Source organism: Mycobacterium sp., assembly GCF_008709575.1.
Lineage (GTDB): Bacteria > Actinomycetota > Actinomycetes > Mycobacteriales > Mycobacteriaceae > Mycobacterium.
In genome coordinates, this window is sequence record NZ_VYIK01000422.1 from 1 (window position 1) to 645 (window position 645).

The 645-nt window shown below is 64.8% G+C and carries 1 protein-coding gene; it reads left to right on the forward strand.

What is annotated here, in order from left to right:
• Positions 1-450 precede the first annotated feature (450 nt).
• The coding region (locus F6Q13_RS19360; RefSeq protein ID WP_293059966.1) for a hypothetical protein at positions 451-645 on the forward strand (195 nt) is incomplete at its 3' end.

Here is a 645-nt window from a genome sequence, read left to right on the forward strand (position 1 = left end):
CGGTGGCCGGGTGGATGATGGCGGCCATGAGTAAGACTGCGGAGAAGATCCGGCGTGTCACGTTGTCCACGCTCACACAGCGAGGTTGGACCGGCGGGGCCGTCAAGCGGTTTTTGGGCGAGCCGGACGCGCTGGTCACTAACCCGACCTATCGCTCGGGGCCGAGGATGCGCCGGTATGACCTGCTCCGCGTCGAGCGCGCCGAGCACAGCGAAGCATGGCTTGCGTGGCAAGACCAGACCACGGCCCGGCGGGACAACGCGTCGGTTCGTCAAAGCGAACAGATGAGTGCGAGTCACGCTGCACTGATCGCGCAGATCAACACGGTCAAGATCCGCATTCCACGATTGCCGGGAGGAAAAACTGTTCAGTGTTGCAGTCGACCACCGCAATGCCCAGGCCGAATGGCACGCCGCCGAAAGGGGCCACTACGATTACGATCTCGCCACGGTGTCCTCGGCTGATACCGCTGCGCTGCAGCGGTGGGCGGTCAACTATCTGCGCCACGTCCAGACCGACTACGACTGGCGGCGGGACCGCGTGGCCGGCCGGGTCGGCGTCATCGACGCCCGACTGCTCATTGGTGAACGGGTGCTCAACGCTATCGCCGACCAGTATCGGTATCTGGCAGCTGAGTGCGCCCGC